The sequence below is a fragment of the Actinopolymorpha sp. B17G11 genome (assembly GCF_040196095.1).
Lineage (GTDB): Bacteria > Actinomycetota > Actinomycetes > Propionibacteriales > Actinopolymorphaceae > Thermasporomyces.
This window is the reverse complement of record NZ_JBEFTW010000003.1, coordinates 223,369-250,173: the sequence shown is the minus strand read 5'-3', so window position 1 is coordinate 250,173 and position 26,805 is coordinate 223,369. Positions and strand designations below refer to the sequence as shown.

24 protein-coding genes are annotated in these 26,805 nt (G+C 67.7%); 14 read left to right on the top strand and 10 right to left on the bottom strand.

Annotation, left to right across the window (positions count from 1 at the left end; all coding sequences use genetic code 11):
• Positions 1-98: 98 nt before the first annotated feature.
• Positions 99-1,043, top strand: a complete 945-nt coding sequence (locus ABN028_RS05310; RefSeq protein WP_349327463.1) for a helix-turn-helix transcriptional regulator — start codon at positions 99-101, stop codon at positions 1,041-1,043.
• Here the strand turns inward: ABN028_RS05310 and ABN028_RS05305 are convergent.
• A complete protein-coding gene (locus ABN028_RS05305) occupies positions 993-1,739 on the bottom strand; it encodes a MerR family transcriptional regulator (protein ID WP_349695819.1) in 747 nt (248 codons plus the stop codon). The genes ABN028_RS05310 and ABN028_RS05305 overlap by 51 nt on opposite strands.
• A gap of 107 nt (positions 1,740-1,846) precedes the next feature.
• Between ABN028_RS05305 and ABN028_RS05300 the strand changes: the two genes are divergently transcribed.
• The 3 genes from ABN028_RS05300 to ABN028_RS05290 are packed head-to-tail and all read left to right on the top strand — an operon-like array spanning position 1,847 to position 4,431.
• Positions 1,847-2,863: an ABC transporter ATP-binding protein gene (locus ABN028_RS05300; protein ID WP_349327466.1), complete on the top strand. Its 1,017-nt coding sequence runs from the start codon at positions 1,847-1,849 to the stop codon at positions 2,861-2,863.
• Complete coding sequence (locus ABN028_RS05295) at positions 2,860-3,630, top strand: ABC-2 family transporter protein (protein WP_349695818.1); 771 nt, start codon at positions 2,860-2,862, stop codon at positions 3,628-3,630. Before ABN028_RS05300 ends, ABN028_RS05295 begins: the two co-directional genes overlap by 4 nt.
• Before the next feature lie 15 nt (positions 3,631-3,645).
• Positions 3,646-4,431 carry an ABC transporter permease gene (locus tag ABN028_RS05290; protein WP_349695817.1) on the top strand — a complete coding sequence of 262 codons (786 nt, stop codon included), beginning with the start codon at positions 3,646-3,648 and terminating at the stop codon, positions 4,429-4,431.
• Positions 4,432-4,543: 112 nt separating this feature from the next.
• On the opposite strand, the gene ABN028_RS05285 is transcribed toward ABN028_RS05290, so the two are convergent.
• On the bottom strand, positions 4,544-5,632 hold the full coding sequence (locus tag ABN028_RS05285; RefSeq protein WP_349327469.1) for a hypothetical protein: 1,089 nt from the start codon (positions 5,630-5,632) through the stop codon (positions 4,544-4,546).
• A 46-nt stretch (positions 5,633-5,678) separates the two neighbouring features.
• Positions 5,679-6,512 (bottom strand): alpha/beta hydrolase, encoded by an 834-nt coding sequence (locus tag ABN028_RS05280; protein WP_349695816.1) that lies wholly within the window; start codon positions 6,510-6,512, stop codon positions 5,679-5,681.
• Between the two features lie 632 nt (positions 6,513-7,144).
• On the opposite strand from ABN028_RS05280, the gene ABN028_RS05275 reads away from it, so the two are divergent.
• The 7 genes from ABN028_RS05275 to ABN028_RS05245 all read left to right on the top strand — a co-directional run bounded on the left by ABN028_RS05275 (position 7,145) and on the right by ABN028_RS05245 (position 17,546).
• Positions 7,145-7,948 (top strand): SAM-dependent methyltransferase, encoded by an 804-nt coding sequence (locus ABN028_RS05275; RefSeq protein WP_349695815.1) that lies wholly within the window; start codon positions 7,145-7,147, stop codon positions 7,946-7,948.
• 293 nt (positions 7,949-8,241) lie between these two features.
• Positions 8,242-10,971, top strand: a complete 2,730-nt coding sequence (locus ABN028_RS05270; RefSeq protein WP_349695814.1) for an NEW3 domain-containing protein — start codon at positions 8,242-8,244, stop codon at positions 10,969-10,971.
• A gap of 14 nt (positions 10,972-10,985) precedes the next feature.
• Entirely contained in the window at positions 10,986-13,913 is a 2,928-nt protein-coding gene (locus tag ABN028_RS05265) for a discoidin domain-containing protein (RefSeq protein WP_349695813.1), read from the top strand.
• A 121-nt stretch (positions 13,914-14,034) separates the two neighbouring features.
• A complete protein-coding gene (locus ABN028_RS05260; RefSeq protein ID WP_349327475.1) occupies positions 14,035-15,069 on the top strand; it encodes an ABC transporter ATP-binding protein in 1,035 nt (344 codons plus the stop codon).
• Positions 15,066-15,863, top strand: coding sequence for an ABC transporter permease (locus tag ABN028_RS05255; protein WP_349327477.1), 798 nt, complete (start codon positions 15,066-15,068; stop codon positions 15,861-15,863). The genes ABN028_RS05260 and ABN028_RS05255 overlap by 4 nt, the downstream gene beginning before the upstream one ends.
• Positions 15,856-16,695: an ABC transporter permease gene (locus tag ABN028_RS05250; RefSeq protein WP_349327478.1), complete on the top strand. Its 840-nt coding sequence runs from the start codon at positions 15,856-15,858 to the stop codon at positions 16,693-16,695. Before ABN028_RS05255 ends, ABN028_RS05250 begins: the two co-directional genes overlap by 8 nt.
• Before the next feature lie 113 nt (positions 16,696-16,808).
• A complete protein-coding gene (locus ABN028_RS05245; RefSeq protein WP_349695812.1) occupies positions 16,809-17,546 on the top strand; it encodes a transporter substrate-binding domain-containing protein in 738 nt (245 codons plus the stop codon).
• Positions 17,547-17,579: 33 nt separating this feature from the next.
• Here the strand turns inward: ABN028_RS05245 and ABN028_RS05240 are convergent, their stop codons facing one another.
• Both ABN028_RS05240 and ABN028_RS05235 read right to left on the bottom strand, forming a co-directional pair.
• The gene (locus ABN028_RS05240; protein ID WP_349327480.1) at positions 17,580-18,722 is read right to left on the bottom strand and encodes a glycoside hydrolase family 183 protein; all 1,143 of its coding nucleotides are present in this window, start codon (positions 18,720-18,722) and stop codon (positions 17,580-17,582) included.
• A 211-nt stretch (positions 18,723-18,933) separates the two neighbouring features.
• Entirely contained in the window at positions 18,934-19,494 is a 561-nt protein-coding gene (locus tag ABN028_RS05235; protein WP_349327481.1) for a hypothetical protein, read from the bottom strand.
• Positions 19,495-19,925: 431 nt separating this feature from the next.
• On the opposite strand from ABN028_RS05235, the gene ABN028_RS05230 reads away from it, so the two are divergent.
• The 3 genes from ABN028_RS05230 to ABN028_RS05220 are packed head-to-tail and all read left to right on the top strand — an operon-like array spanning position 19,926 to position 22,215.
• Positions 19,926-20,552 carry a dihydrofolate reductase family protein gene (locus tag ABN028_RS05230; RefSeq protein WP_349695811.1) on the top strand — a complete coding sequence of 209 codons (627 nt, stop codon included), beginning with the start codon at positions 19,926-19,928 and terminating at the stop codon, positions 20,550-20,552.
• A gap of 35 nt (positions 20,553-20,587) precedes the next feature.
• The gene (locus ABN028_RS05225; RefSeq protein WP_349327483.1) at positions 20,588-20,923 is read left to right on the top strand and encodes a YciI family protein; all 336 of its coding nucleotides are present in this window, start codon (positions 20,588-20,590) and stop codon (positions 20,921-20,923) included.
• A 32-nt stretch (positions 20,924-20,955) separates the two neighbouring features.
• Positions 20,956-22,215 carry an RNA polymerase sigma factor gene (locus tag ABN028_RS05220; RefSeq protein ID WP_349695810.1) on the top strand — a complete coding sequence of 420 codons (1,260 nt, stop codon included), beginning with the start codon at positions 20,956-20,958 and terminating at the stop codon, positions 22,213-22,215.
• Positions 22,216-22,251: 36 nt separating this feature from the next.
• Here the strand turns inward: ABN028_RS05220 and ABN028_RS05215 are convergent, their stop codons facing one another.
• The 5 genes from ABN028_RS05215 to ABN028_RS05195 form a co-directional block, all read right to left on the bottom strand.
• Positions 22,252-23,103, bottom strand: coding sequence for an ABC transporter permease (locus ABN028_RS05215; RefSeq protein WP_349327485.1), 852 nt, complete (start codon positions 23,101-23,103; stop codon positions 22,252-22,254).
• Positions 23,100-23,912 (bottom strand): ABC transporter permease, encoded by an 813-nt coding sequence (locus tag ABN028_RS05210; protein ID WP_349327487.1) that lies wholly within the window; start codon positions 23,910-23,912, stop codon positions 23,100-23,102. Before ABN028_RS05210 ends, ABN028_RS05215 begins: the two co-directional genes overlap by 4 nt.
• Positions 23,909-24,940, bottom strand: a complete 1,032-nt coding sequence (locus ABN028_RS05205; protein ID WP_349695809.1) for an ABC transporter ATP-binding protein — start codon at positions 24,938-24,940, stop codon at positions 23,909-23,911. Before ABN028_RS05205 ends, ABN028_RS05210 begins: the two co-directional genes overlap by 4 nt.
• 258 nt (positions 24,941-25,198) lie before the next feature.
• A complete protein-coding gene (locus ABN028_RS05200; RefSeq protein ID WP_349327490.1) occupies positions 25,199-26,020 on the bottom strand; it encodes a glycosyltransferase in 822 nt (273 codons plus the stop codon).
• Positions 26,021-26,025: 5 nt separating this feature from the next.
• Complete coding sequence (locus tag ABN028_RS05195) at positions 26,026-26,802, bottom strand: hypothetical protein (RefSeq protein ID WP_349695808.1); 777 nt, start codon at positions 26,800-26,802, stop codon at positions 26,026-26,028.
• Between the last annotated feature and the right edge of the window lie 3 nt (positions 26,803-26,805).

Sequence of the window (26,805 nt, the reverse complement as noted above, 5' to 3'; positions counted from 1 at the left end):
CCCAGCAGCACATTGATCGAGCTGCGACCCACGCGAGGTGCGGTGCTCCTGGTCGCCTTGATGGTACGCAGCGAGGGCAGATCCACCAGACTGTGCCCATGCGTGCTGACCGGCTGCTCCGCATCGTCTTCCGGCTGCAGGGCCGGGGCATCGTGTCGGCGTCGACGCTGGCTCAGGAGCTGGAGGTCTCGACGCGCACCATCCGCCGCGACATGGAGGCACTGTCGGCCGCCGGCATACCGGTCTACTCGACCCGTGGCGGTGCCGGCGGGTGGGCTCTGGTGGACGACTACCGGACCAGCCTGACCGGCCTGTCCACGACCGAGGCGCTGGCCATGATCGTCGGTCAGCCGCGCGGAATCCTCGCCGACCTCGGCCTCGACGATCCCGGCGACGGTCTGATTCTCAAGCTGCTGGCGGCGGTCGCGCCGGCCGCCCGTGAGCATGCCGAGCACGCCCGGCAGCGCATCCACGTCGAGTTGGGTGGCTACTGGGGTCCCGTCCCTGGCGACCCGCCGCCCGTGCTGCCTCGGCTGTTGCAGGCGATCTGGGACGACCGCGTTGTCAAGATCCGGTACGGCACAGCCGTCGGCACCGTGCAGGTCGCGCCGTACGGCCTGGTCCGCAAGGGCGCGCACTGGTATCTCATCGGGCAGCGGGACGACAAGCTCCGGACCTACCGCGTCTCCCGGATGCGCGACCTGACGGTGACAGCCGTCCCGTTCGCCCGACCGGACGAGTTCGACCTCGTGACGTTCTGGCGGCAGTCGCAGGACGCCTACGCCAAGTTGCTACCGACCTACCCGGTCCGGCTCCGGCTCCGTGACCACGCGCGGATCCGGGCAGGTTGGGCGTTCGCTCGCACCCGGTCGCTGTCGCCGCCTGATGCCGACGGGTGGGTGGAAGCCGAGTTCGACACCGAAGACTGGGAAGGTGCGGTGGGGTTGGTGCGGTCGTTGGGTGGCGACGTGGTGGTGGTCGAACCGGACCGGCTACGTCGTCAGGTGATCGCCGACGCCCATCGGTTGATCGAGCTCAACTGAGTTCTGAAGGTAGCCGTTGAGGGCACTGGTCGCGTGCATCGTCTGCTGGCTGGCGCGTTGGACGGAGCGGCGGCGTTGCTCGAGGGCGGCCAGGGCCTGTGCCGGCCGGCTGGTGGCGAGGTCGTCGAGAACGGACCGGATGCCATCGAAGCGATAGCCGGCGGCACGCAGGAGCGCGACGATCTGGACGCGTTGCATCTGTTCGTGGTCGTAGTAGCGGCTGCGCGTCGTGCCGTCACGGGTCGGCTGTAGAAGTCCTTGCTCTTCCCAGAAGCGCAACGCGGACGGGCGTACGCCGGCGAGTTGGGCGGCGGCGCCGATGCGTACCACCCGGCCGGCCGTGACGCGAGGAGCGCGGGTCTGGGTGCGCGAGATGCGTTCGAGGGTGCGCAGGGTCTCGTCTATCTGGGCACGTTGGCGGTGGAGTTCGGCGTGGCATGCGTCGACGACGGCGAGCGCGGCGGCGCTGTCGCCGGCATGGACAGCGCGCATGACCTGAAGCGCCCGCTGCCAGCCGTACCCCGCGATCAGACATCGAGCCACCCGCAGTGCTTCCACATGAACGTCGGTGTAGCGGCGGTAGCCGTTGGGACTGCGATCCGCGGCGGGGAGGAAGCCCACCTGTTCGTACGTGCGCACCAGCGACGGGCTGATCCCGGCTGTGCGAGCCAGGTCGACCGGCCGCAGCGCCTTCACGTGGGTCTTTAACCGCGGTTGCAAGGTTCTGGCCCTTTCAGGCGTGATCCAGAGGTGAGAAGGCCGGTCAACCTTTCAACTGGCTGGAGCCACATACGGTAACTCCCATGATGGCTGGAAAGACAGAGTGTGGGACATCCGATCCGGTCGTGGCGGTGGATGGGCTGGGGATGACCTACCGGGCCCCGGTACGCCCGGCCGGGCTCGCGGCTGCGTTCCGTGCGCTGTGGCGGCGGGAGTACCGGCAGATCGAAGCGGTGGCCGATGTGACGTTCCACCTTGCAGCCGGCGAGCTCGTCGGGTTCATCGGGCCCAATGGCGCCGGCAAGACCACGACCATGAAGATCCTCTCCGGCATCCTGCACCCGACCGCGGGGGAGGCGAGGGTGCTGGGATTCGCGCCCATGCGACGCCAGCACGAGTTCCTCACCCAGATCGCGCTGGTACGAGGAAGCCAGCCGATCGCTGGACCCACGGAACTGACCGTCCTGGACAACTTCAGCTACCGGCGCCTGTTGTACGACATCGCCCCCGCCCAGTTCCGCTCCCACGTCGAGGAACTGACGGACATGCTCGACCTGGAGCCACTCCTGCCGCGACAGGTGCGCGCCCTGAGCCTCGGGGAGCGGATGCGCGCCGGGCTGGCAGTGGCACTTCTGCACCGACCTCGTGTGCTCTTCCTGGACGAGCCCACCATCGGCCTGGACGCCTCCGCGGCAGTGGCGTTCCGCCGCTACATCGCCGATTACGCCTCCCAGACCGGCGCCACCGTGCTCCTCACCAGTCACTACATGGCCGAGGTCGAGGCCTTGTGCCCACGGGTGGTGTTGATCGACCAGGGACGGCTGCGTTATGACGGCAGGCTGGCCGCATTGGCCGCGCAGCTGTCGCCGTACAAGCTGCTGCGAGTGACCACCGGCGACGACTCGGCGTCGGTGTCATGGAATGACTATGGAGAGCTCGACGACTCCGACCCGAGCCAGGTGACGCTTCGCGTTCCTCGGGAAGACGCGCCCCAGATCACCAGTCGACTCCTCGCCGAGGTTCCTGTCATCGATCTCACCGTGGCCGACCCGCCGCTGGAAACCATGATGGACCGGTTCTACCGGGCCGGTGTGGCATGAGCAGGATGGTGCGGCTGGTGGGCCTCGCGATCTGGCGAAGCACTCTGACCCAGTGGAGTTGGCGGTCGTCGGTGATCACCTGGGTGATCGGGCAGGCGGTCACGCCTGTGCTCGGCCTGTTCATCTGGTCGGCTGCCCTGCCAGGCGACTCGGCAGTCTCCACCTACTACGTCGTGCTGCTCGCGGTCCAACTGGTGACGGTCTCCTACGAACACCACACCCTGTCCAACGGCATCTACGACGGTGGTCTCGGTGACAACCTCGTCCAGCCGCAGCCCGTCGTCATCGACTACCTCGGCACCAACATCGGTCTGCGGTTCTGGCACCTGATCTTCGGCATACCGCTCATCGTGGTCGCGGGAGCCGTCGCCGGTGTCCGGCTCGACCCGGTGGGGATCGCGGTGGCGCTGCCCGCACTCCTGGTCGCCGCCGCGCTGCGGTTCCTTTTCACGTACGCACTCGCGCTGTCGGCGCTGTGGACCGAACGCGCACATGGCGTGGTGGGGCTCGGCGAGACCCTGATCTTCCTGCTCGGCGGTACGGCCGCGCCCCTGGGGTTCCTGCCCGAGCCGTTCCGGGTGGTCGGGCAGGCTCTTCCGTTCTGGTCGATGCTCGGCATGCCCGCCGAGATCGCGGCGGGGACCCTGCGCGGGGCCGAGCTCGTGCAGGCGTACGGCGTTCAGCTGGGCTGGCTGATCGCCCTCGCCGGGTTGACCGTGGCCGTCTGGCGGTCCGGCCTGCGCCGCTTCACCGCAGTAGGCGCGTAGGAGGAGGAGACGACCATGCTCAAACTGATCCGGCTGTTCGGGACCTTGTTCTCGTTGTCGTTGCGTCGCCAGATCGCCTTTCGCGCCGACCTCGTCTTCGAGGTCGTCCTCACCGTGGTTGCGCTCGCTTCCGCACTCGTTGCCCTCGCAATGATCTACACCCGTACGAACACACTCGGCGGCTGGCATCCCGGTGAGGCGATCGCCCTCCTCGGCACGTTCCAGATCGTCAGCGGACTCCGCGCGGCATTCGTCGAGCCCAACCTGCAGTGGTTCGGCAACCACGTCAAGGACGGCCGATTCGATGCGCTTCTGACCCAACCCGCGCCCGCGATCTTCCTCGCAAGTCTCAGCAGCTGTGCGCCGCTGGCACTTGCCCAGGTGGGACTCGGCGGTGTCGTCGTCGCGTACGGCGTCCACCACGCGGGCATTACCGTGACGCCGGTCGGGGTAGCCACATGGCTGGTCCTGCTTCTCGCCGCGACCGCGGTCATGTGGGCCACCCGCACGATTCTCGCCGCCACCGTGTTCTGGGCGCTGGGCCTGAGCCTCGACGCCGTCTATGACGCTGTCTGGCAGTTTGCCCGCTATCCCGTCGACGTCTACCGCCGACCGCTGCGGCTGCTGCTCACCTACGTGCTGCCCGTCGCGTTCCTCGCGACCGTCCCGTCGGGAGCTCTCCTGAACGGCGGAGAACTCCTCGTCGTCCTCATGGCCGTGGGTGTCGCCGTCGGCAGCTGTCTTCTCGCCCATCTCGTCTGGCGAGCCGGACTACGCTGCTACACGAGCGCCACCAGCTGAGCAGCGGAAGGGGATCCCGCGTGGGTACGTGCGTCTTCTGCAGGGTGGTCGACCGCGAGGCGCCAGCAAGCGTCGAGAGTTGGCGCCGGATGCCCTGCCACGACTCGGGCGATCAGGAGGTGACGAGGTCGATGGCGCGGGCGATTGCCCTCCGAGCTGCGGCCTGGTCGGCCCGGGGACCTAGCCCACACGCCGAAGCGACGTCCACCTGGTGGCCGAAAGCCGATTCCACCAGTGCGAGCACCCGCCGCTGCTCGTCGAGCGGTTGATACTCGTGCGCTATTCCCGCGATCAGTCGGGTTTTGTGCGGGAGCCTGAGGCGGCGCAGATGCTCGTAGTAGGCCTTGTGGAGAGGGGGACTCGGACCATCGGCCATCGGGATGTGGACGAATTCCAGCGTCCGCTCGGCCGGCCAGCGATCGACGATGCCGTTGGCCAGGTCGACCATGGACGTGGTGGAGCGAGGTCTGGCCCCAGGTTTGCTGTGCAGGCTGCCAAAGCACAGGTGAACGCCGAGCCGCGATCCGGGTGGAGTCATGACGGCGAGGTTGGTGACTGCTGTGGCAGCGATGGCGACGACAATCCGCCGAAGGCCCGGTGGCATTTTGGCCGCCAGGAGAGTCTCGGCAGGTATCTCCAGCTGGAAGACCACGTCGTCGCCGGCCAGCTCGTGGATCCGGGAGATCTCGCGGCCGGTGGCCTCGACGACCGGCCGATAGTAGGGCCACATTCTCCCGGCTGAGTCGCCGGTGCGCTGGTAGAACTGCAGGACGCGGTGATTGAAGGCGATGAACGAAAAACTCAGCGGACTCGGCACGCTCACCTGGAACCGCAGGTAAGACCTGTCGTATTCGGCGCTGATCTCTTTGAAGGCCAGTAACGCCTCCTGAGTTTCCTTGAAATATCCCAGATAATCATCGAGCGGCGCGTCCCGCAGCGATCGGCCCCGGCGGAGCCGATACGTGGGACGTGCCGTCAGGGTCGACCAGTCGCCTCTGGTCACGTACTCCAGCGCGGGATGCGTCGCCAGTCCGTCGACCATCGGCGCCACGTACAGGCCGCGACGGCGCGTCTCGCCACTCGGCAGCAAGCCGCGCAGGTGCGGCCCGGCGTTGTCGAGGAAGAAGCGCATGCCTTCGTCGACCGCCGCTGTGTCCGGGGGCAGGCTGCCCACCAGATGGACCGCACGGGTCCGCTCCATGAGGAAGCTCCTTGCTGGCTAGCGGCTGCCTCCGACGTGGCGGGCGTCAGCAGCGGGACAGACCCGGGCAGTCGATGCCGTCCTGCGGGAGGTAGGCAGCGGATGGTAGCCAGGTGCTCACGACCTGGTCGCGGGGTCGGCCGTCGACCCGGGGGGCCACCAGTCGGTCGGTCGCGCTCGAGTCACCCGCGAGGTAGCGGTCGAACCAGGCCCGCGTGTAGTACGCGAACACCTTGAGCTCGGCCTCGCTGCCGGTCGCGGGAAGTCCGAGGTCAATCTGGCCGGGACCGGCCTGCTGCGCGAAGTCCATGTGCTCGGCGTTGCGAATGGGGACCAACATCGAGGCAACGCCGGCGGCACGCCACGGTTCGAAGCCCGCCCACCGCTGATACTCGGGGTCGCCGGTGAGGCAGAACGGGCGACCACCGTCGGAGTTCAGACTCATCGCCGGCGCCCGAGGCGAGACGTCCCGGGCAGCAAGGTTGAGCAACGTCTTGCAGGGATCCAGGGTCAGTGCCGGGTACCGCCGCGCGAAGAGCATGTCCCAGGCGACAATGGCGCGGATGCGACGGTCCACCTCTTGTGCGGAGCTGACCGCGGAGCCGCCGAGGGAATGCCCTGCCGCGCCCATGCGGCGGGAATCGACCCGTCTGGCGAACGGATTGGCCGGTGAGGCGAGGTAGTCCAGTCCGCTCCGGACCGCGTCGACGCGGGCGGTCTGGCTGCCGAGTACGGATTCGGGAAACAGGTTGTCGAGGTCACCGCAGTTGGGAAGGCCGTCACGACAGGCCGGGTGCGCAAGCAGGTCGGACCGCCCGACACCCTGCGGGTCGATGGTGATCGCGACGTACCCATGGCCGGCGAGGTCGCGGCCGCCCACTGGAACTCGTTCTGCGTCGACAGTCCGGCTGGAACGATCACCACCGCCGGTAGGCGTTCTTTCCCTGGCTCAGCTGGGGCGAAGACGGTCGCGAACAGGCACGACCCGGTGCCGCGCGAGGGAATGTAGACCTCTCTACTCTGCCACGCCCCCTGCCAGTCGTAGGCAGCCCGCGGCGTGTCCACCCCCGGCAGTGGCGGAGTGCTGAGCCCCGCGCAGGTGGACCCGCTGTCTGCGGCACCTACATCTTTGGGTGCGGCGCTGGCCGGCATCGCCATGACCGCCGTCGATGCCAGGATCGTCGCCGCAAGCAGCGCGGCCGAGCGTATGCAACGTCGCACGATCTGTTCCTCCACGGTGGTGTCACGCCTGAGGGTCGTACGTTGAGGCACACCCGTTCCGTCACCACGAACGTGCGGACGGACCGGCTGAGCGGCTGGTGAACGGCCGCGGTCCGGCGTTCATGATCACGGCATCCTAACGGTGGACTATGATGACGGCCAGTTCTCGGACCGAAGGCAAGGCCACTCGGTGTGCCGCGATTGCCGCGATGGCAATGGCCGTCGAGGCGGCTGAGCTGGACGGCTCCACCTGGACCGGTGTCGACTGATGCTTCCCCCGACGGAGACTCGATGAGCGACGCAGAAGGATCCCTGACGCCGACGCCTGCCGGCGTCTACGACGCCGCTCTCGGCGGTACGGCGAACACCGCGGCTGACCGGGCGGTTGTGGAGCGTGCCAAGGAGGCAATGCCCGACGTGATCCTGGCGGCCTGGGCCAACCGTGGATTCCTGCAGCGGGCGGTCAGGCGGATGGCGCACGAGTTGGGGATCCGGCAGTTCCTCGATCTCGGGTCCGGCATGCCGACTCAGCGCAACACCCACGAGGTGGTCGCCGAGGCCAGGCCGGACGGCCGGGTGGTCTACGTCGACGTGAATCAGGCCGTGGTCGCCCGTTCACGCGAGATCCTCGCCGGGGCGAGTGACACGACCGCGATCCAGGGTGACATTCGGCAACCTGAGGCGATCCTGGCGCACGAGGAGACCAGGCGTTTGATCGACTTCACCCAGCCTGTCGGCGTCCTGGCCGTTGCCGTGACGCACTTCCTGCCCGACGAAGACGATCCGTGGGGGCTGATCGCCCACTTCATGGACGCTGTTCCGACCGGCTCCTACCTCGCCCTGTCCGCCGTCACCTCCGACTACCAGGAGGAGACCTGGCGCAAGACGCTGCAGCAGGCTGGTCCGAGTTACGACGCCTACCCGCGGACCCGCGCAGAAGTGGAGCGGTTCTTCAAGGGGTTGGAGATCCAGCCACCGTACGAAGGCGGCGATCCGGCCGTCGTCCACATCGGCCTGTGGGGGGCCGAGGACCCCGAGGTGGCCGACGACGACAGCTCGCGGCTGGCCTACGCCGCGCTGGCCCGCAAGCGGTAGCAGGCCGTCGCCTCCGCAGAAAGGGGGCAGGTCACGGCCACGACAGGGACGTCCTCGGTTGCGGAGAGTGTTCCGGACGACAGCTGAACCTCTGACCGTCGTTGGCGCTTCCCCGCAGACGCATCGACGCTGCACCGTGCTCCGCGAACCCCTCGCGTGACCGCAAGCGGCTGTTGACATGCCCAACCGCGACATTAGCGTGACAGGCGCTCGTCCATCGGCTGCGAGCACGCCTGGCATTTCCGTTCGGTGGAACCTTGTCTTCGGTGATTCGCACGTGTCGGGAGGGTGACGTGCCCAGTGTCAACCGGCGTCATGTGTTGGGCTTCGGACTGGCCGGAGTCGGGGCGGTGGCGTTGGGTGGTGCACCGGCTTCGGCGGCGGTGTCGACCGCTCCAGACAGCGCGAGCGAACCGTTGCTGGTCTATGACCTTGCCGGCCTGCACGACCTCGACCTCGCTGATCCGACGCAGGCCAGACGGGCATACGACGAACTCCATTTCGTCGCCACCCTGCAGGGAATCGTCAACCGTTCCCACCCACGGCTCTATGTCCACTTCCTCAACCACAACGAGTTCGGCGACATCGACATCGACGCGTACTGGCTCGACGTGTTGCAGGAGCGAGGTGGGTTGCTGGACGGACGAGAGATCCGGCAGGTAGCGAGCCTGGACGAACTCGTGTCCACGTTCCGGCCGTTGCTGCGCGGTGCGGTGGTGTGGGATCCGGCGGTGCCGGCCACGTCGAACGTCGCCTCGACGGTGGCGGGTGCGCGTGATGTCGTGGCGATCCGCTACGACCGCACGGAGGGATCGCTTTTCCAGCGGTATGTCGACGGGTCAGGAAAGCTCCGGCTGCCGGTCAAGGTGTGGCTCATCCAACCGGATGGTTCGCCCCTCTTCACCGGTCAGGGAACGATTCCAGACACCGACCGCGCCACCACCCGAAGCCCGAAGTGTGACGCGTACCTGTGGGCGGTCGAGCAGTACCTGCGCTCAGGCGAATCCGTACCGGAGTTCGCGTACTACCTCGATGCGTACTGGCTGAACGATCCCAAGGGCCAACTGCCCCAGACCTTGTTGACCAACCACGACTACCTGGTTTCCCGGCGCGGATTCTTCTTCGACCTGCTGCCGTGGGACGACGAGACGCCGGTGGACGACCGAGCCCAGGAGGTGGGTACCGACCAGCGCACGTTGGAGGAGATCCTCCGCGTGGGTCATCAGCGGTCCGGCGGCACGTTCGTCCCGGTGCACGGATTCGTTCCTTGGCAGTACAAGTACACGAGCGTAGGGAACGCCGGCGGACATGACCCGGTCCCGACGGAGTGGCGATTCGTCCAGGTCATCTCGGCGTTCAATGCCTATGCCGACGCTGACGCGGAGACTCTGGACGGCATGGCCAATGCGTCGGTGTTTCGGCATGCGCGGCTTCGGTCGCACTATCCGCAAGGCCCCAGGCCGACGGCTGATGAGCTTCGGGCCCGAGGATTTCTCGATGCCGATGGTGGGGTGGTGCCGCGCCGCTACGTGATGCTCTACGTCGGCGACTACGACTCGGCGGCCTGGATCTATCAGACCACGCCCTACCTGTGGGACGATCCGGCGCGGGGGAGCGTGCCGTTGAACTGGGCGTTCAACCCCAATCTCGCCGCCCGGATGCCGGTGGCCATGGACCGTGTTCGCCGTACCGCGACCGAGAAGGACACGTTCATCGCCGGTGACTCCGGCGCGGGGTACATCAATCCAGGGATGCTGACCGAGCCGAGAGAGTTCTCCGGTCTCCCGTCCGGTGTCGCGGCGTGGCGTGAGCACTGCCGCGCGCACTATCAGCGGTGGGATCTCTCCGTGACCGGGTTCATCATCGACGGCTTCGCGCCGCCGATGGACGAGGCCACACTGCAGGCCTACGCCGACTTCTCGCCGGACGGCTTCGCCGCCCAGAAAGTGCCGCCGCTCGGACTCGTGGGCGAGACGCCGTACGTCCGGATGAGGGGTGACCTGCCCCGTGGAACCGTGGCCGAGGGGGCGGCGGCATTCCGGGGTTACCTCGACGGTGACGTCGCCGCGCCGCCGTTCGTTCCTGAGTTCCACAGCATGCGCACCATCCTCATGTCGCCGAGCTGGCATCGGGACGTGGTGGCCGCGGTCCGGGCCGAGATCCCTGAGGCAGGTGTGGAGGTCGTCGACGCACACACCTTCTACGCGCTCGTCCGCCACTATCTGCTCGACCAGGTGCTCCTGACCCCGCTGCTCACCGTCGCCGCCCGCGAGGGTGGTGCGTCGACACTCCTCTTCGAGGCGACGAGTTACCTACGCACGCCGGTCACGGCGACGCTCGCCCTCGAACTCCCCGCAGGATGGAGTGTCGAGCCGGACGAGCGCGAGTTCTCCGTCGGGCCGGACGAGACGGTACGCGTCTCTGTCGAGGTCACGGTGCCGGCCGACACGCCTCTGGGCGAGCACACCGTGACGGCAGTTCTCCGGTACGAAGGGCAGACGAGGCGGAGGACGTTTGTCACGACGGTCGTCGAGCGGTCCTACGCCGATGCAGCGGAGGTCGACGTCGTGCTCGGACAGCAGAACCAGCCACGAGGGCTGGACCTGGTGGAGCAGGCCGACGGGCAGACGACCCCTGACACCGTGGCGGAACGCGAGTGCCGACGGCCGCTCTTCACCCAGTGGGAATCGTCGTACTTCTATCTGCGGGTCGACGACACGTTTCTGTTCGACGCCCGGGACACCTCCGCGTTCGTCTCGGTGGAGTACTTCGACGCACCCGACCTGTCGTTCAGCCTCCACTACGACTCGAACGATCCCACGGGCGCGGTCGAAGGTGCCTACACCGACGGCGGCGCCAGGCAGACGGCTGGAACCAACGCGTGGGTGAGCACGACGTTCGAGCTGCCCGACGTACGGTTCGCCAACCGGCAGAACGGTGGAGCAGACCTGCGACTCGCGACCACGGACGATCTGTGCGTGGCGCGCGTCGCCGTCTCGCGGACCCGCCCGGACCAGCCGTGAAGGAGGAGGCACACGTGCACCGACGACGTGGCCCAGTGGTCCTGCTGGTCGCTGTCCTGCTCGCGGTCGTGTGCCCCACGACCGCGACGGGCATGAGGATTTCCGGCCGCGTGGGTGCGGCCTCATCGGTGGCGCCGAACTCTGATCCGGCGAGAATCACGGATGGTGACATCTTCACCCACTACACGAGCGCCGCCCATGACAGTCCACACGCGCATGAGTGGGTGGCTGTCGACATGGGGCAGGTCAGGCACCACGTCAACCGGGTGCGTCTCTATCCCCGGGAGGGGTCGCACGGGTTCCCCGAACGCTTCGCTATCGAGGTGAGTGCCGACGGCGAGCACTGGCGGGACGTGTCCGACAGCCGAGTCTCCCGCGCCGAACCGGGTGGCTGGGGGCAGGTGATCGTGGACTTCCGCGGCACGTCCGCGCGTTACGTACGCCTCAACGCAAGCCGCCTGGGCCGTGACGACGAGGGGCGGTACTCGCTGCAACTCGCCGAGCTCACGGTCGAGGCCCTCGACGCCGAACGGCCCGATCGGCGAGCGAGCGTCGAGGACGTCGAGGTGTCCACCGAAGCACCCGGGCATCTGGCGCGGGTGCTCATCGACGGTGGCGGGAGCGACTACTGGAGCTCGACGCCGACCGCGGACCCGACAACGACTGAAAGCGTGACGGTCCGCTTCGCCAAGCTCCATGACATCAGCGCGCTGTCGCTCCTTCCGGCGTCGGGCGGCCGTGGGTTTCCGATCGACTTCCGGCTGCAGTACAGCACCGACGGGACCACGTTCACCGACATCGCCGGTCAGGCTCACCTCGGTCATGAGCCGAAGCCAGGTGTGCAGACGTTCCGCTTCGAACCCGTCCGCGCCGCCGCGTTGCGGGTCGTGGCCACGCGCCTCGACCAGATCGCGGACGGCGTCCATGCGTTCCGTCTCGCCGAGATCGGCGCCGAGGTCGGCGCGCCGTTCCGGACGAACCTTCCGGGCGACTTCGATCGCCGATGGAACGAGATGTGGCTGCAGTACGGCGCGGTCGCCGACGGACAGGACTCGGTCTACCAGTTCGGCAACGAGCCGAACTATTTCGAGTGGATGGCGCGCAAGATCCTCTGGTCGCGTGAGGCCGGATACCGAGAGGCACTGAAGGATCGCGTACGCGGGCATCCGCAGAATCCGCAGGGGTATGTGTGGTCCTGGGGCGACAACCCGCGCTGGCCGAGCGGCAATGCCCTGCATCAGACCACGAGTCCGATGTACATTCTGGCGGCGTGGCGGATCGCGGTCTGGGACGATCCCGACTTCCTCGCTGATGTCGACACCACCAAGGCCGCAGACGTACCGACGATCGTCGGATATGAGGCGACGAAGACCACGCCGGCCGTACCAGACGGTGGCAGCCTCGGACAGAGCTTCGCGGTCGAGGAGGAGTGGACCGCGGTCGGTGGGCGCTTTCCCACGTTCGGAGCGCAGGGTTCCGCCATGACCCTGTCGGTCTACCGCGGCGGTCCCGGTGGTGAGCTCGTTGGCACCCGCCGGTTCGACAGTGTTCCGGACGCGTCCTGGCAGTACGTCACGTTCGATGCTCCGCAGCCGCCGGGCGAGTACTACCTCGAGATGACCGACCCGGACGGGCCGATCCACTGGTGGAGCACTGACGAGGACGTGGAGGTCGGATGGCAGGCATTCACCGACGGCCACCCGACCGAGGGCGATCGATCGCTGCGTGTTCAGCTGGCCCGGCAGGACACCTTCAACACAGACGCGTCGAAGGGGCGGACAGTCTGGGAGAAGATCGTCGAGTCGTGGCGCTATCTGGAGGGCCACGGTGCCAAGAGCGGAATTCTCGTCATCGACAACGACGAGAACGACGGAACACCGGCGGGGGAGCCCAGCAACTACTGGGACAACCTCAAGATGGGCTACAAGGAGCCGTACACGAACCTCTACTTCTACGCCGCCACCCAGGCGATGAGCGACCTGTACCGCCTGCGCGGCAACGACGCGGAGGCCGACCGGCTCGCCGAGCTGGCCGCCGTGGTCCGGAGGGAGTACCGGCAGACGTTCTGGAGTGAGGAGAAGGGGCGGTTCGTCTCCACCGTCGACATCGACGGCACGGTGTGGGACTTCGGACTCACCTTCCTGAACCTGGAGGCGATCGCCTACGGACTGGCGAGCCAGCGCCAGGCCGAACGGATCCTCTCATGGTTGGACGGAGACCGCACGATCTCGGGAGAGCGGTCCACCGGAGCCGACATCTACCACTTCACCTTCGCTCCCCGCGCGAACACCGTGCCCATCGAGTCGGCCGGCAAGCCGTACTGGTGGAACGACGTCGGCGGCGCGATCTCCCTCGATGCTGCCGCCGCGTGGGATGAGCACCTGGAGAACGGTGGGGCGATCTTCTACACGTCGTTCTACGACATCCTGGCCCGCCACCGCACCCGCGGCGTCGACGACGCCTTCGCGCGGATGCTCGCTATTGCCGACGAATACGCTGTGGACGAGATCGAGCGACGCCCCCGCAACTCCTACGGAGCGGACTGGCGCCTGGGCACCACAGGGCCGTTCCCGGAGTCCGGCCTGGTGCCCGCCTCGATGATCTACACCGTGTTCGGCGCGGACGCGTCCGCTGCTGGGCTACGCCTTGCTCCGAAGCTACCCCGGCAGATGAGCCGGGCAACGGTGGAGGACTTCACCTTCCGCGGCCGCAGCTACGACATCACCGTCGACCGGAACGGTGTGCGGCTCGACACGAGCGAACCGGGGCGTTCAACGCTGTCGTTGGAGGTGGAAGGCCTGCGCCCGGGACGCCGCTACCAGGCGACGGTATCCGCGCCGAGCGGTGGGCCGAGAGCACAGGAGCAGGTCACGGCCGACGCGTCAGGGGCCGTCCGGCTCCGGGTCAGCATCGACGGACCCACCCGGCTGATCGTCCGGTGACCTCTGCCGCGCAATCGGGGCACCCGGCAGCGAGGCCGGCCGTCGGTGGCGCAGGCGACCAGGCGAGTCGCGCCGCTGAATTCGCTTGCCGGCCAGGGACCCGTCTGAGAGTGTGGCGCCGGTGTCCCTCGTGCAGGAAGCCACGCCCCAGACCGCCCAGCGCCCCCTCGTGCGGGCGGCTGGGCTGGTCAAGGAGTTCCGCCGAGCCAAGCGGATCGCCGGCCGACTGGGCGGGCTCCGCACCTTCCTCAGCCGCGAGCATGACGTGATTCGGGCCGTCGACGACGTCTCGTTCGACATCGGCAACGGCGAACTGGTCGGCTATCTCGGGCCCAACGGTGCCGGGAAGTCGACGACGATCAAGATGCTCACCGGGATTCTCACGCCCACCGGCGGCACGGTCTCGGTCGCGGGTAAGGACCCGTCGCGCGAACGCAAGGCGAACGCGCTCAACATCGGCGTCGTGTTCGGTCAGCGCAGCCAGCTGTGGTGGGACCTGCCGCTGCGGGAGTCGTTTCGCGCGGTGCGGGACCTCTATGGCGTACCCACGCGGGAGGGCGACCAGAGGCAGCGTGAGCTCGTGGAGCTGCTCGACATGGAGGACTTCCTCGACGCGCCGGTTCGTCAACTCTCGCTGGGACAGCGGATGCGCGGTGATCTGGCCGCGGCCATGCTCTACCAACCGCGACTGCTCTTCCTCGACGAGCCGACGGTCGGCCTCGACGTGGTAGCGAAGCAGCGCATCCGCGAGTTCGTCGCGCATGAGAACGCCGAGCGCGGCACCACGGTTGTTCTCACGACCCACGATCTGGAGGACGTGGAGCAGCTGTGCCGGCGGATCGTCCTTATCGACCACGGCCGGGTGCTCTACGACGGCGCACTCAGCGAGCTCATGGCGCAGTACGCGCCGCACCGCGATCTCGTCGTCACGCTGGCCGAGCCGGCGGACGTCACGGTGGCCGGTGCGGAGCAGGTCGGGCGGGAAGGGCCGGTCGTGACGCTGCGCTTCCGCTCCGACCAGGTGAGGGCGCCGGAAGTCATCGCGACGGTCACGGCGGCGCACGCGGTCGTCGACCTGTCCGTGGTCGAGCCGCGACTCGAGGCGGTCATCGGCCGCATCTACACCCAGCGCGGTCTGCCGGTGAGCCCGGGATGAACGCACTGCGGCCGCTGCTGAGCCAGGCACGGATCGGCATGCTCACGCCATGGGCCTATCGGGCGTCGATGCTCCTGTCGTTTCTCGTCCTCGCCCTCCAGATCGCCCTCTACAGCGTGGTGTGGCGCGCGATCTACTCAGGTCATGACGGCCCGGTCGCCGGCGCGGACGTGCAGACGGCGGTCGGGTACGCAGTGCTGGGGCTCACCGTCGCCGGCGTGCTCGACACGTCGCCGTACTGGTCGATCGAGTCCCGCGTGCGAAGCGGCCTGATCGGGGTCGACCTCACCCGCCCGATCGGCCTGCTGACGCAGAACCTCGCGGTCCAGACGGGGCAGGTCGTCGGCGCGTTGCCGACCGTCGCGATCGGGCTCGGCACGGGCCTGATCGTGGGCGGGCTCGCGCCCCCTGCGAGCGCCGGTGCCGGGGCGGGGTTCGCGGTGAGTCTGCTGCTCGCGTTCGGCGTATCGCAGTTGATCACGCTGCTGCTGTCCCTGACGTCGTTCTGGACGCTGGAGGTGGGCGGCCTGGGCATGGCGCTCTTCGTCGTACGGACCTTCATGTCGGGTGCGGTGCTGCCGCTGTGGTTCATGCCCGGCTGGCTCCAGGTGCTCGCCGGCGTTCTGCCGTTCCAGGCGGCGACGTACACGCCACTCTCGGTCTACTTCGGCCGGCCGCCTGGCGGTCTCGCTGCGGCGCTCGGCGTACAGGCTCTGTGGATCGTCGTGCTGGGCGCGCTCTGCGCGTGGCTGTGGTCGCGGGCGCGGCATCGGGTGGTCGTTCAGGGTGGCTGACCTCGCTGACTTCGCCGACCTCGCCAAGCCCCCGTCGGCGTTGCGGCAGTACGCCGTGCTGGTGCGCATCGGTCTGGCATCGGCGGTGCAGTACCGCGCGGACTTCGCGATGACCGCGGTCGGGGCGATCTGCTACGAGGCGGTGTCCCTGGCGTTCGTCGGTGTGATCGTCTACGCGTTCGGCAGCATCGGCGGGTGGAGCTTCGTCGAGGTCGCCTTCGTGTACGGGATCCGATCGATGGGGCACGCACTGCACGGGGTGCTCTCCGGGCAGCTGTGGGCGACGGACCATGTGGTGCGGGAGGGGGAGTTCGACCGCTACCTGCTGCGGCCGGTCAATCCGCTGATTCAGCTGCTGACAAGGCGATTCCAGGTCACGGCGGTGGGCGACCTCGTGTTCGGCCTCGTCGTCCTTTCGGTCACGGCAGTGGCCGCGCCGGTGGCGTGGTCGGTCGGGTCGGTCGCGTTCCTCGTCGCCGCCGTGGTCGGCAGTGCCTTCGTCGAGTCCGCTGTCATGCTGGCGATCGCTTCGTTGACGTTCCGGCTCCTCGTCAGCTCGCCCATCCTGCAGATGGCGGACACGGTGTTCGTCACGTTCGGGCCGTACCCGCTGAGCGTGCTACCGCGGAGCGTCGCGTACCTGCTGACGTTCGTGTTGCCACTGGCGTACGCGGCGTTCTTCCCGGCCGCGGTGCTGCTGCACCGGACGAGTGAGTTGTTCGTGCCGACCTGGGTTGCCGTCGCGTCACCGGCGATCGGACTGTTGCTGTACGTCGCCGCTGTGGGCTTCTTCCATCGGCAGATGCGCCACTACTCCAGCCCGGGGCACTAGGTGCACCTGGCCCGGGACGCTAGCGGCGGGTTGCGTCAGTCAGGTCGCGCATCACCTGGCATTGGATCGAGGGGTCGGACTTACACAACCACTCCACGGCTACGCTCGCTTCCATGACGATCGTGACTGCGGCCATCGCCAAGGACCTGGCCCCGACGGGCCCCCTGCGCGCCGCGATCAACCTGGGTAACCCGGTGCTGGCCCAGGGCACGCCCGCGGCGCCGACCGGTGTGACGGTCGACATCGCGCGCGAGGTCGGTGCGCGCCTCGCCCGCCAGGTGGAGCTCATCTGCTTCGACGCGGCGCGGAAGTCCTACGGCGCGATGGCGGCAGGGCATGCCGACCTCTGCTTCCTGGCCGTCGAGCCCGCACGCGAAGCCGAAGTTGCCTTCACCGCGCCGTACGTCGTGATCGACGGCGTGTTCGCCGTCCGCCTGGACTCGGACATCACCGCGGTCGCTGACGTCGACCGTCCGGGCGTGCGGATCGGCGTGAAGCGTGGGTCTGCGTACGACCTGTTCCTCTCCCGGACCCTTCAGCACGCGAGCGTTGTGCGCGGACTGGAGGGAGTCGACGAGTTCCGCGCCCAGGGCCTGGAGGTGGCGGCCGGTATCCGGCAGCCGGTGGCCGAGTTCGTGGCGAGCCACGACGACGTCCGCCTCATCGAGGATCCGTTCATGCAGATCCAGCAGGCGGTGGGTACGACCACGACGCGTCGGCCCGAGACCGTCCGGTTCCTCCGGGACCTGGTCGAGGAACTGAAGGCCAACGGGTTCGTCGCCGAAGCTCTCCGGCGCGCGGATCGAGCCGACGCCACGGTCGCCCCGCTCGCGCCGGAATGGCGGACGTAGCTCCTCACCGGGACGACGACTCCACGCCGGCTGCTACAACCGGCGATCGAGACCCTGGAAGCGGTACTGCATCACGTGGTAGATGCTGTTGTCGCTGGTGTTCCACTGGCTGACCGTGAGGTGCAGGTCGTCGAGTGTCGACCCGGGTATGACGTAGCTGCCGTACAGCTGCGCGACGTGATTGGTGTCCTGGTTGCCCCAACCCGACCCGTGGAGGAGGGTGACCCGCTCGGTCTGCCGCAGGTCCTGGGTGGGGTGGTCGAGCACCATGGCGCTGATCCGGTAGTGAGGGCCGTCGAACCAGGTGAACACCCACCGCTTGCCGAGCTTGCGCAGCGACATTTCGCCGATGATGTCGTCGATAACCGTGTCCGGCCCGGCGCCCCATCGCCAGGTGTCGCCGTCGCGGCCCCAGGGCTCCCACGCGTCGGGGTTGGTGAGGTCCTGAGGACGTACGCGATGCAGGATCATCGGGCTCTCGCGCAGGAACTCGGCGGTGTAGACGTACACCCAGCCGTCGTCGCCGAGTTCCCAGGTGCACAGGTTCCACATCTTGTTGTACGCATCGCCGGGGAACCGGGCGCCCGAGTCCTGCCAGGTCGCCCCGTTGTCGGTCGAGGTCCAGATGCCGCTCCAGATCACGTTGCCGAAGCCCTGGTTGACCACGGCGTGGAGGTAGATCGTGTCGCCGATCGTGATCACGTCCGAGGGGATGATCGTGGAGATCTCATCGCCGTGCTCATACGGGATGAGTTGCGCGGCGGGGACTCCACCGACCGCGCCGGAGAAGGTCACCCCTCGCTCGAGGACGCGGGTCTTTGACCACAGGGCGGTCGGGGAGCGCCAGTTGTCTCCCCAGTTCTCGCCGCTGAAGCTGTCGCCGAAGACGTACAGCGACCGGCCGTCGGGGCAGCGGGTCACGCAGCCGAGGTCGACCCAGTCCAGTCCGAACTTCCCGGTGATGTCGGGGCCGGTGAGGTTCTTGACCTTGGTGATCTTGATCCCGTCCGCATAGACCGGCGGATACTCCAGTGGGTCGGCCGCGGCCGGGGACCAGGCACCCCCGGCGATGCCGGTGCCGATCGCACCGGCGGTGCCCCCGAGTAGGAGTCGACGCGAAATGCTCGAGAGTGGACGGTCAGACGATGGCATCGGGTGGGACATGTGGTCGCTCACTTCCTCGCGGTAGAAAACGATTTCCCGAATCCTCAGACCGGAACTCTAGCGGATTTTGTCGACCACGTCGGCCACGGCGACGCTGTTCGTTCGGGAGGGCGCCCGACCGGTCCATGCGAACCTGTCCACGCCATCGCGAACGTCAGCAGCCGGTAGGAAGGTGTGGGGTGTCGCATGCCTTCATGCGGCCGACACCCCACGACCGCGGTGCCTACCTGGTCTTGGAGATGAACCCGAGGCTGCCGTCGACGTGCCAGCCTTGCTGCCTGAGTTGCCGCGCCAGCGTCCTGTTCGTGACGCGCCACGAGCCGTTGCGGGAAACCCGGAAGATCTGGAACCTCGACGATCCGGCAGTCTTCGACACGTGGCCGACCACGCCCTCGTAGACGAACTTGCCCGAGCTGGCCAACCGGTGGCGCTCGGTCGGCGAGGCCGTGATGATGTAGGAGCTCTTCGCCTTGTAGCGCAGCCGGTAGAGCTTCAGCACGCCGGCAGCGGACTTCACCCGGACGTAGCCGAGGTTGCGGTCTGTCTTGCGGAATCCGTTCGAAACCGCCCGGCGAACCTCGGTGGGGTTCGCCGAGTAGAAGAATCCCTTGCGGCCGGGGGTCACGAGCTCGTGGAGCTTGCTCCGCGTTGCGGCGCTCGCGGTCACGCCAGCCGCCTCCGAGCCGGACCGAGGCTCCTCCGCAGCATTGGCGATGCTGGGAGTGATCAGTCCTACCGCGAGGAGCGCGAGTGCGCCGCCGAGCAGCCGGATCCGTTTACTCATGTGTGGTCTCCCTTGGCTTTGCTGTCTTCGCCCTCTCACCGGGCATGGTGAACGCGACGCTGGTCGCCGGACCCGTGGCCCGCGCCAGGCAGAGGCAGCGAACCAGCAAGGGCTGTCACTTCCATGCCATCGGGATGTCGCCAGAGATGCGGAGCCCTTGAGAGATGCGGAGCTCTTGAGAGATGCGGAGCCCTTGAGAGATGCGGAGCCCTTGAGAGATGCGGAGCCCTTGAGAGATGCGGAGCCCCTGAGGGCGGGTGGCCGCGCGGTGGGATCGGCCGTGGGGGAGTTCGGCGCGAGTAAAGGGAGGGGCGCAGGGCAGATGCCCCACGGATTCTTCCCGGACGCGCTGTCGATTTCGGCCGGCCCCGTTCGCCGTCCTTGGTGAGGGCGTCACCACCGGCGTCGAACGTACGAGCGAAGGAAGTGACATGCGGAAACTGATGGTGACCACGTTCATGTCCCTGGACGGTGTCGTGCAGGCGCCTGGCGGCGGCGACGAGGACCGCGACGGCGGGTTCGAGCACGGCGGCTGGGCGGTCCCCCACATCGACCAGCGGTTCCTCGAGCAGGTGCCCTCGGTGACCGGCAGGGCCGGCGCGCTCCTGCTCGGGCGCAGGACCTACGACATCTTCGCCGCCACCTGGCCCCTGGCCGGGACGGACGACCCGATCGGCGCGAGGATGAACAGCCTGCCGAAGTACGTCGCGTCACGGACTCTCGACACCGTGTCGTGGCAGAACTCGACCCTGCTCACCGGGGATGTCCCGGAGGCGGTCGGCAAGCTCAAGCAAGGCGAGGGCGGCGAGATCCAGGTCCACGGCAGCGGCGGGCTGATCCAGACCCTGCTCCGGCACGACCTCGTCGACGAGTTCCACCTGCTGGTCCTCCCGGTCCTCCTCGGCTCCGGCAAGCGGCTCTTCTCGGAGGGGACCGTCCCGGCCGGCCTCAAGCTGGTCGAGAACGCAACATTGAGCACCGGTGTCATCGTCAGCACGTACGTACGCGAGGGCACGGTCGAGTACGGTGCGATAGGCCCGGAGACCGGTAACTGGTGAGCATCCGAGGCGATTGGACAGAACGGGACGAAGCCATGCCGCAGTACGCGATTCTGATCTACGAGCAGGAAACTCCCGGAGGCGTCGCCGACATCCCGCCCGAGGTGATGGAAGCCAACATGGCCGCCGGGGAGAAGATCGCCGCGATGGGCGCGCGCATCGTCTACGAACCGGCGCTGCAGCCCAGCACCACCACCCGGACGATCCACAAAGACGGCCTCGTCACCGACGGTCCGTTCCTGGAGAGCAAGGAGGTGCTCGCCGGGTGGTTCGTCGTGGAGGCAGCCGACCTCGAGCAGGCGATCGCCATCGGGAAGCTGCTCCCGATCATGGCGGGCGCCGTCGAGGTGCGGCCGCTGCTCGGGGAGTGACAGGTGCTCGCGGTGTGACAGGTGCTCGCGGTGTGACAGCAAACCAGCAGGCGGTCCGTCAGGCGGTCGCCGACGCGCACCGTCGCGAGTGGGCCACCGTGCTCGCCGCGACGGTCCGCGTCGCCCGCGACCTGGACCTGGCGCAGGACTGCGTCCAGGACGCGTACGCCGCCGCGCTCGACGCGTGGGCGCGTGACGGCGTACCCGCGAGGCCGGGCGCCTGGTTGACCACGGCGGCAAGGCACAACGCGCTCGACATCCTCCGCCGCGCGAGCACGCTGCGATCGAAGCTGCACCTGCTGGTGGAGCCGACGCCGACCGACGCCGACCCTCCGGCCGACCCCGCGGCCGACCGGGCGCTGCCCGACGACCGCCTACGGCTGGTGTTCCTGTGCTGCCACCCGGCTCTTGCCACCGAGGCGCAGGTGGCACTCACGCTGCGGCTGGTGTGCGGCGTGACGACCCCTGACATCGCGGCGGCGTTCCTGGTCTCCGAGGCCACCATGGCGGCCAGAATCACCCGGGCGAAGAAGAAGATCACCTCGGCGGGGATCCCGTTCCGGATACCCGCTCCCGACGCGCTGCCGGAACGGTTGGACGCAGCCCTCACGACGATCCACCTGCTCTTCACCACCGGGCACACCGCGCCGACGGGGCCCGCGCTGACCAGGAACGACCTCGCCGACCGCGCGCTCGACCTGGCCCGCCTGCTGCGCGACCTGATGCCGGCCGAGCGCGAGGTCCAGGGACTCCTCGCGCTGCTGTTGGCCAACCACGCCCGCCGCGCCACCCGCACCACCCCCGACGGGCGCCTGCTCCTGCTGGAGGAACAGGACCGGTCGGCCTGGGACGCCGACGCGATCGCCGAGGCGCACGACCTGGTTCACGGCGCGCTTCGCGGTGGCAGTCCCGGCCGGTTCGCCCTGCAGGCCGCGATCGCGGCGCTGCACGCGACCGCCCCGACCTACAGCGACACGGACTGGGCCCAGATCCTGGTGCTCTACGACGAGTTGTCGCACATCTGGCCGTCGCCGGTGGTCGCGCTCAACCGGGCCGTGGCGGTCGCGATGGTGAGGGGCCCGGAGGCGGCGCTGGCCGAGATCGAGGCTCTGCAGCACGAGCCGCGACTCGCGGCCTACCACTACCTGCCGGCCGTCAAGGCCGACCTGCTGCGTCGCCTGGGTCGGAACGCCGACGCCGCGGCGGCGTACGAACGCGCGATCACCTTGGCCGACAACGACGCCGAACGCGCGTTCCTCGCCGGCCGGCTCGCCGAGGTGGACGCCGGCTAGACAGGCCGGGGCCCATCCGCCCTGACAAAGTCCTGACTAGCTGCTGGCACTGGAGTAGGACCGGAGCCCGTACCGCCACTGCGCGCGGACGAGTGCCACCGCGATCACGGTGAGGCCGAGACCTCCCGCGACCGGCAGCCACCCGAGGTCGCCTTGGAGGGCCTGCGCCGGGAACGTCGACGCGAACGCGACGGGGAACGCGAAGGTAAGGAACGCGCGCACCCCGATCGGGAAGAACACCAGCGGATACCGACCCGAATCGACCAGGTTGAGATAGATGAACGCGATGGCGTTCACCGACTGCAGCCAGAAGGCGAGGAACGACAACGCGCTCCACACGCAGGCGAGCAGCACCAGGCCGCAGGTAGCGAGCACAATCGCCTGGAGGATCTCGAGGGCGTTCGGAGTCGCTCCCGAGAGGACGAGGCCGAGCACGAGCACCAGGCCGCCGCCACCGACGTTGCCGAGTTCGGCGACGTTGATCCACCGCACCGTCAGGTAGAACTGGCTCGACACCGGGCGGAGGAGCACGCCGTCGAGCTCGCCGTCGGTGATATAGGTCGTCATCCGGTTGAGGTTGGGCGCGACGAACGTCGCTATCAGGCTGGTGACGATCTGGAACATGCCGACGAGCGTGATCACCTCGGCTTGTGACCAGCCGCGCACGTCGTCGGTGTACCCGTACAACAGGAGGATCGGAACGATCCCGAGCCCGAGCTGTACGATCCCGACGGCCAATGTGGTCACGAAGTGCGCCCGGTAGTGGGTTTCGCGGACGACGGCCCGCGCGAAGAATCCCCGCCAGATCCGCAGGTGGCGCCATTGCCGGTGCAGCCAGTTCCGGTCGAGCGGTCGCCGCTCGTCGGCATACGTTCGGTCGCTGCTCATGCGCCGACCGCCGAGTACGCACGGATGCCGTTCGACCAGACGGCGCGAGCGACCACTCCGAACGCGAGCACGTAGGCGAGCTGAATGCCCAGGCCCGCAAGGAGATCGGCACCAGAGAGATTGCCAGCCACGATCTCGACCGGGAACGACACCGTGTAGCGGAACGGCTGGTTGTCGATGAATCCGCGCGACCAGTCGGGCATCAGGGCGAGCGGCACGATCGAGCCGGACAGCACGTTGGCGATGAGCATCCGCGCCTGCGCGATCGCCAGCACGTCATCCATCCAGAACGCGAGAGAGCCGATCATGATGTCGATCGTGAACACCAGGACGGCGCCGAGCACGAGACTGACCGCGAACAGCGCCCACCGACCAGGACCGGCAGGGATGTTCATCGAATCCCGGAAGACCCACCACAGCACCCCGACCATCGGCGCGAGGGCGAAGAGCTTCATGATCTTCTCGGAAACGTTGTTGGCGACGAAGCCGAGGAACAACGAGGCCGGCCGAACCATCCAGGTAGAGAGTCTGCCGAGCCGGATGTCGCGTGCCAGGAACCCGGTCAGCCACGAGGAGGTCGCCATCGTGACGAAGCTCAGCAGCACGAAGTAGGTCGTGACGTACCGCTCGTCAACCGGGAGTTGCGCGCCGTTCGCGATTGCTGTTCGCCAGATGAGCAACGAGATGATCGGCACGCTGATGTTGGCGGCCATGAAGATGAGCCACGCGCCGCGGTACACAGAGGCTTGCACGATGTTGGCGGCGGTCATCCTTCGCAGGACGCGGAGATTGCGCAGCAGCGTGGTCATGAGGGATCCCCCAACGTGCTGCGGCGGAGGAACAGGTCGCGCATGATCTCCTCGATGTCGGTGTCCGTGACATCGAGGTCGACCAGTGGACCGATCCGGGTCAGCTGCTCCAGGACCTCGCCGGCACGCTCGCGTTCTACCTCCAGCTTGACCACCTGGTCAGTGCTGTCGACCGCGGTGACGCCGGCGAGGTCGGCCAGTCGGCTGCCGTCGACGGCGTGCGCGTACGTCGCCTGGACCAGCTTGCGCGGCCGCGCGGCTCGGACGAGTTCGTCGAGGCCACCGTCGTACTGAAGCCGCCCGTGGTCGATGATCATCACTCGCGAACAGAGCGCCTCGATGTCGTCCATGTCGTGGCTGGTCACGAGGATCGTCGTGCCGCGCAGCTTGTTGACCTCGGTGAGGAACGTGCGTACGCGGGCCTTCGCCACGACGTCGAGACCGATCGTCGGCTCGTCGAGGAACAGGATCTCCGGCCCGTGCACGAGTGCCGCCATCAGCTCGAGCTTCATCCGTTCGCCGAGGGAGGTCTTGCGGACTTGGACGTTCAGCAGGTCCTGGACCTCGAGCAGCTCGGCGAGCTCGGTCACGTTGCGGTCGAACTCGGCCGTGGACAGGCCGTACATGTCCTTGTGCAGAAGGAGGCTCTCCATGGCGGGGACGTCCCACCAGAGCATGGTCTTCTGGCCCATCACAAGTGCGATCCGGCGCAGGTAGTCGTGCTTGCGGTCCGACGGCGTGTAGCCGAGCACCTCCAGGTCGCCGGACGTCGTGTAGAGGAGGCCGGAGAGCATCTTCAGCGTGGTGGTCTTGCCGGCGCCGTTCGGGCCCAGCAGCCCGACAACCTCGCCGCGGTTGATGGTGAAGGTGATCTTGTCGACGGCGAGGCGCGTCTCGTAGGTGCGGCGGACCAGACTCTTCGCCGCACCCGCCAGTCCGGCGCCCTGCTGATGGAACTTGTAGGTCTTGGTGAGCTCAGCCGCCGCGATGACAGGAGGCTGATCGAAGCAAGCTTGAACGGACGTCACGTGTGAGCACCGCTCTCGAGGACAGGGGATGGTTCGGACCGGGCAGCGTCCATGCGCAGAGCGCAGAGCTGATCCACCGATACCTCGCCGCGGCGGTGTCATCCCCTGAGGTACTTCCGGCGTGCGGCTGCCACCTGCACACTAGGGCATTCCGAAAACCCATGTCCATCGCCTTTCGCGCGAAGGTCCGCGTGGCAGGCGAGGATCGAGCTACGACGACGACCCCTTCGGCCGGCACACGGTCTCGCGAACCACTTTCTAACGCTCCGACGTGGAGCCCGGTGACATGGTGGCCCACCTGGTATGGGCGTCGGCGGGGGGTAGTTCACTGTTGGTGAGGAAAGTCTCGAGCGCGCGCCAGCTGCCGAACTTCGTGGCGTTCTTCAGACCGAACGCCATACGCGCAAAGGGAGCCCATCTTCCGAACACCCGGTTGAGAGCCACCGCTCGGGCGTGGCTGTCCTCAGGGCTGCCCCACTGGGTGCCCGAGCTCACCCGCGGGTGTGTCCCGAAGATCACGGGCACGGCATCACCGGAAAGTCCAGCCCGCAACAGGTCCATGATGAAGATGTACTCGTCGCCGAGATGGAGGTCGGTACCCGCGCCGAAGCGCACGTCGAAACGTACGCCCTTGGCCCGGACCTGCGACAGATCGATCAGCATTTCGTACGTCGCCGCTTTGGCGGAGTTGAACGGAGTCAGGGGCGTCACGTGCCGTGGATACCTCTTCCGCATCGATCCGGACGGATCCGTCCCTTGCCCGAGGGCCAGCGCATGGCCGGTTCGTTGCAGGTGGCGGATCCCCTCACCAACGCCTGCGAGATTCACCGTCACATCGTCATCGCCGAACAGCAGGTAGCGCCCGCGCGCACACTCGATTGACGCGTTTCGGCTCTTCGCGACCCCAGTACCGGGAACAGGAATGACGCGCGCTCGTGCCAACTCGCCGTCGCACGGCAGCGGTCCCCCTTGAACGCACACCAGCACCTCGTTGTCCGGAGCAATGCCCGCCAACGAGATGTTGTGTGCCCTCGCCGCCATGGTCGAGTACGCGATCGTCAGGACAGTCGCATTTGGCATGGTGATCAGTTGTCCCCTCGTCGAGCCGATGCACGAGCAAACCGCATGATGCTGGCCGAGAGCGTCCCGAGTTGCCCGGAGAGTAGACGTAAGCCAAGGAACAGCACGATGGCGTTCGCGCTGGTGATATCGCCGAGCAGAGTGCGGAGCAGCATGTACACCAGCACGAGGACCATGCCGACGCTGGCCAGCATCGCGCCGAACTCCGCATGTCGCACTCGCCCACCCACTCGCTGGGGAATCGCGACCGTTCCCGGGCGGTTGCCCATCGTGATGTAGTCCTTCTGCAGGGCGAACTGCCGACGGTAGATCGCGGAGACCAGGGCCAGCACAACGGCGACCACCAGGATGTTGACCACTCCCGTGGGCCAGTCGATGAAGAGGAACAGCGTGCTGAACATCACCGCCTGGACGAGGCTGACGAGGACGCCGGACAACTCGAACGCCAGTGCCCATTCCCAGCTCTCCTGGCTGGGGCTTCGCGTTCGTCCCGCGATCTCGAAGCCGTCCCGGAAGACACGTACGCGTACCAGCCGGACCAGGTGATGGACACCTCGGGTGAGACCGAAGGCAAGGAGGAAGATCCCGATCTGCAGAATCGCACCGTCGGTGTCCTGGGTGAAGGCCTCCGGACCATCGATGATGAGTGATGAGAACATCTCGAGCACCAGCATCTCCGCGACCGGAAGCGTCGCGGTGACCACGATGAGAAGGCCGACCACCGTCCGACTCTTGCGGGTCGTGAACAGCCTGCTGAACGCGGTGAGCAGGTGCGCGAGCATGCC